Below are 4,057 nucleotides of genomic sequence, written 5' to 3' on the forward strand. Positions count from 1 at the left end.
CGTGAGTTGATTGGCCATATCGGCCGCTCATCCTCACGGGTTTCCGTTCGGTTGGCAGCCCTATGGCTTCTCTCTCAGGGTGGGTCAGTTTGAAGCCCTTCATTTCGACCCCAGGCGGGTCAGTTTGAGTGACCGCTGACATCTGATGGACTACACCTTTCCCACACCTAGCCACCATAGCTTAACTAACGCTCCCAGTGGCCGGACTATTGGGGCCACCTCATCCATGCTTTGTGTCAGCGCGCGGACGCAGCAGCGATGCCGCTCGATCATTTGCAGGTTTGGGACTGTATGAGTTACGAGGTGAGTGCGATTGTGTTCGAGCGACTGGCTGCGGCGCGAGTGCGTGTTCGGCTTCCCAACCGAGAGTGGTATCCCGGCAGCTACATGTTCACGCTCGACTGGCACGGAAACGAGGATGCAGAGGACGCGGGCGACGGCGGGCACAAGTGCGCGCACATCATCGCGCTCGACAACGGCTGCTACGCAGCCATGCCCAACAACTGCGTCCAGTGGTATGACCCGTGCTTCGTCACGCCCTTCAAAGACAAGCCGGACTACCGCACGAACACCCGAATTTGGAAGGTGGAGCGAGAGGGTGTCACGACTGAGGGCTACTACTATGATTTCAAGTTCTCGGCGCCAGATCGGAACGGTAAGACTCACCATGAGACCACCTAACAGGATCGTCGACCGAACCGCCGCCAGCTCTGGATTTCCGACATGAGTACAATCACTGTATCCGTCACTGCGTCGATCGCCGTATTACGGCGGCGGTCGCTCACGATTAGTCGTTGGCCGTGATCCGCGCGTGATGACTTCCAAGGACTTTTACCGACATATCGATGCTGCAATGTCGCCCCAGTGTGAGCGACTTGGCTTGAAACGCGGCAGGCGCACGACTTCGCTGTGGACCTGCGACCTTCAAAACGGAATGTTCATCTATGAGATTTCGAAGAGCATCAGGCACGGTTTCATCCCTTACATAGGCGGACGCTTCGGTGTCCATTGTAACCTCACTGCCACGTCGGACCTTGGCGATCGAGGTCTCCAGTCTTCGATTTCTTACATGGAGTACTACGACGAGTCCGACCTTCGAGGCATTGCCAAGATTCGAGACCGTGTGCTGCGGAACATCGTGAACCAAAAACCCGCAGATGAGTTTCACCGCTTGTTGCTGGAGTCCCATGCCTCGCTCATGTCGTTGGACATTGGGAGGCCGTTTCATCCTCATGGCGCCTTTACGCTGCCTTACTTGGACGCAAAGGATGTAGATGATTGGGGCGCATTTTTCGCGGAGCGCTTGGAGAAGACTGTTCGTGGAGTAGAGCGGTCGCCGCGGTTTTTTATGCGACCAGAGAACGGCCAACAAGCCACTCGATCCAACAGCCCTTAGCCTCCGCGTTTTTCACATGATCACCGGTCCTGCAGTCTTGGTTTCGCTCGAGTTGGCTCTCGGTCGGCGGGCTGTGGATCAGCGGAGTCGTTAGCTAGGCTGTTACATCATGAAATGGCTTCCGATCATTCTCAACTCGATCGCTGCAGTGATTTTCATATTTCTGGGTGCCACAGCTGGTTCGATCCATCGAGTCCATAGCTACAGCACCTATCGTGAGTTTATCTCTTTTGGGGTTGTCGATGAGCAGAGGCTCAAGACGATCGATCCACTCCCTTCCGCTCCCGCGGGTTCCCACTATGATATGCCCAAGCGAATGCAGGATATCGGAAATGCAGAGTTTTGGTTCTCTTTCATCGCAGGTCTCTCGGCCTTGGCTTGCCTGCTTAACGCGGTGGTTTGGGGCTTCAGGTCACGAGGACCGCAGGTTCACCGGACCAGCTAACAAGCCCACTCGATCCAACAGCCCTTAGCCTCCGAGTTATTCACATGATCACCTTTCCCACATCCGAGGTTTCGTTCGAGTTGGTTCTCGGTCGGCGGGCTGTGGATCAGCGGGGTCGTTAGCTAGGCTGGGGGGGTACGAACGCATGACAAAGCCAAAGGTCACCAGTCGATGCACACTCGCGAAACGGACTAAACCCGGTGCGCTTGCGACTGACGTCATCAGGCTTTTTCTGTGTGGTGTTGGAGGGGCTACTCTGTGCTTTGCTATTTTCCGTTTTAGCGACGGGAGGCTCGATCGCCCTGGCTTTTTCCTGGGGATTGTTTTGGCAGTAATCTTCCTAGGCTTGGGACTGTTCGGGAAACGTAATGATGTTGAGAGCATTTAGGCTCGAGCCCGGGTTTATTCCGCTCCTGAGCTAACCAGCCCGATCGAGGACAACCCCGACCAGCCCTTGGATTTGCCCAGCCCGTCATGACCATTTTAGCCGCAGTCAGACTTACTGATCGTCACCTCACAGGTCGGGGTGTCTCATCGGGAGGTCGTTAGGTGCTCACGTTGACGGAAATGCCTATGAAACTTGAAACAGTTGGTGCAGTTGCAATACGCGCGATCGGAGTCAATCTCCTCATTTTGGGTTCGGCTTGGTTGGTGGCTTTACTGCCCGATATCATAGCCTACGCAAGGGAATCTCCATCAACCGCGCTATCCGGCGGCGATGGCTCGATTGAACAGATTTACCGATTCTTCACAACGCGAACCTTTGCGGCGAGCGCGTGCATTGCGCCCACCGTTGTCATTACCTGTGGTGCCCTTTTGATCGTTTTCAGCAGGCGTGTCGGGTCTCTGCTTGTGCGCGGGCTTGGTATCGAGGGTAGTTCTCCCTGCACCTAACGAGGCTACTCCAGTGAACGCGCCGACAGCATCCAGTTTTCAGGTTGAGCGCCCATATCGGCGCGTCCCTGAGTAGTTTCGTTGGGCGGACTAAACACATGGAGAATCGCCCCCTTACTGTTCTCGAGGAGTGGGCCAGGGATATCGCCAAAACTTGCCACTTCGCGGTGGGTCTTACACCACGCACCATGCGCTCGCATTACGATGTTTTTGCGAGCATGTCCGTCCATGAGGAGGTCTTACGGCCGATCTTGGCCAGTGCCGAGGAGTGCTTGGTCTACGGGATCTCGGAGGATTCGCGAATATTTCAAGCGTCCTCGTCAATACTTCAGCGCGATAAGGGACGCCATCGTTTGGTCCTTTCCGGCGATCCGATTTGCGGTCATGAGTTGCTATGGAATGCGCACGGTGGGGAGCGTGGTAGCATTGTCATTCTCATGGATCCTCGGGCGTTAGACGCTCAGAGGATCTTTCCCCACTGCTACTTTCCTTACGTCTACGCCAACCCGGGTGCTTGCCACACGCCTGCGGCTTTGCGGCTCGCACGCAAGGCGATTCACCACACCAGAAAGGTCGCTCTGGTGTTGCCGCGAAACAACGGCATCGAGTGGATGGAAGTATTTGCGCCATCGGAAATGGCTGTAGAGTTGTTTCAGCTGTCGTGGAGATTGCGAAAGACGTAGGGATAGTTACGGCCCGTCCGCCCAACACGCCTACTCCAGTGAACGCGCCGACAGCATCCAGTTTCCAGGTTCAGCGTCCATACCGGCGCGTCCCTGAGTAGGGGACGTTAGACTCATGCCTCTTCCCATGACAAAATACGATTTATCCACGGTGTTGACGAAGCTGGTGGGGTTGACCTCACTCATCGCAGTTGTGCCACTGGCGATTCGCTTCAGCTTTAGTCTATACAACTTTCTCAACCTCCTTCGCTTTATGCCGGAGAAGGCGACTGCTGATCAGCTCCTCAATTGGGAGTTTCCATACATGCTCTGCGGTAGCATCTTCTCATGGCTCTTCCTGCGGAGGACGGACTGGGTGGTGGGCAGAGTTTTGCAGATCGACAGAACCGTCTAACGCCCACTCGATCCAACAGCCCTTAGCTTCCGAGTGTTTCCCATGATCACCTTTCCTGCATCCCTAGTTTCGTCCGAGTTGGCTCTCGGTCGGCGGGCTGTGGATCAGCGGGAACGTTCGGCAGCACTGGTGTATCGGATTGCGTCCCAAGCCTTATGAATAGACCCGTCGCCCTTATTTGCGCGTTCATGGTAGGGCTTGGCGTGTTGGTCCTTTGCTCCTCTATCTACTTTTGCGTTGTGTAT

Annotated in this window: 6 protein-coding genes; 5 read left to right on the plus strand and 1 reads right to left on the minus strand. The window is 55.5% G+C overall.

What is annotated here, in order from left to right:
- Positions 1-258: 258 nt before the first annotated feature.
- The gene (locus JNN07_00735; GenBank protein MBL9166246.1) at positions 259-681 is read left to right on the plus strand and encodes a hypothetical protein; all 423 of its coding nucleotides are present in this window, start codon (positions 259-261) and stop codon (positions 679-681) included.
- A gap of 106 nt (positions 682-787) precedes the next feature.
- Here the strand turns inward: JNN07_00735 and JNN07_00740 are convergent, their stop codons facing one another.
- Positions 788-1,228, minus strand: coding sequence for a hypothetical protein (locus JNN07_00740; GenBank protein MBL9166247.1), 441 nt, complete (start codon positions 1,226-1,228; stop codon positions 788-790).
- A gap of 277 nt (positions 1,229-1,505) precedes the next feature.
- Here JNN07_00740 and JNN07_00745 point away from each other — a divergent pair, with 277 nt between their 5' ends.
- From JNN07_00745 to JNN07_00760, 4 genes are all read left to right on the plus strand, one after another.
- Positions 1,506-1,841, plus strand: coding sequence for a hypothetical protein (locus tag JNN07_00745; protein MBL9166248.1), 336 nt, complete (start codon positions 1,506-1,508; stop codon positions 1,839-1,841).
- 573 nt (positions 1,842-2,414) lie between these two features.
- On the plus strand, positions 2,415-2,735 hold the full coding sequence (locus JNN07_00750) for a hypothetical protein (protein ID MBL9166249.1): 321 nt from the start codon (positions 2,415-2,417) through the stop codon (positions 2,733-2,735).
- 188 nt (positions 2,736-2,923) lie between these two features.
- Positions 2,924-3,418, plus strand: a complete 495-nt coding sequence (locus JNN07_00755) for a hypothetical protein (protein MBL9166250.1) — start codon at positions 2,924-2,926, stop codon at positions 3,416-3,418.
- 127 nt (positions 3,419-3,545) lie between these two features.
- Positions 3,546-3,812: a hypothetical protein gene (locus JNN07_00760; protein ID MBL9166251.1), complete on the plus strand. Its 267-nt coding sequence runs from the start codon at positions 3,546-3,548 to the stop codon at positions 3,810-3,812.
- Positions 3,813-4,057: the final 245 nt, after the last annotated feature.

The sequence above is a fragment of the Verrucomicrobiales bacterium genome (genome assembly GCA_016793885.1).
GTDB lineage: Bacteria > Verrucomicrobiota > Verrucomicrobiia > Limisphaerales > UBA11320 > UBA11320.